This is a genomic window from Alteromonas sp. 5E99-2 (assembly GCF_017368475.1).
Classification (GTDB): domain Bacteria; phylum Pseudomonadota; class Gammaproteobacteria; order Enterobacterales; family Alteromonadaceae; genus Alteromonas_F.
Map to the genome: position 1 here is coordinate 1 of NZ_JAFNJE010000078.1, position 497 is coordinate 497.

Consider the following 497-nt stretch of genomic DNA (forward strand, 5'->3'; position numbering starts at 1 on the left):
CCCGGCTTTGGCCGCAAACGTCACATGACCCGCGCTGTGAAAGAAGAATAATGCAAAGCAACAACACGCGCCTCGGCATTCTTTTTATGATCTGCACAACCTTCGTGTTCGCGATACAAGATGGCATTTCGCGCCACCTTGCAGGCGAATACAACGTGCTGATGATCGTGATGATCCGCTACTGGTTCTTCGCGGCCTTCGTCATCGCAATCGCGCGTCGCCAAGCCGGGTCAATCCGGGCCGCTGCCGCCTCAAAACAGCCTGCCATTCAATTGTTCAGAGGTCTTTTGCTTGCCGCAGAAATCTGCGTCATGGTCCAAGGCTTTGTGCTGCTTGGACTTGTCGAAAGTCACGCAATTTTCGCGAGTTTCCCGTTGTTGGTCGCCGCTCTCTCTGGTCCCATCTTGGGTGAGGCCGTGGGCTGGCGTCGTTGGGTCGCAATTGGCGTGGGTTTCATTGGCGTGTTGATCATCTTGCAACCCGGCATAACCGTCTTT

Annotated in this window: 1 protein-coding gene; it reads left to right on the forward strand. The window is 54.9% G+C overall.

Features of this window, described 5'->3' with window-relative positions; all coding sequences use genetic code 11:
* Positions 1 to 50 precede the first annotated feature (50 nt).
* On the forward strand, positions 51 to 497 hold a 447-nt coding region (locus J3L16_RS15970), incomplete at its 3' end, for a DMT family transporter (RefSeq protein ID WP_207614055.1).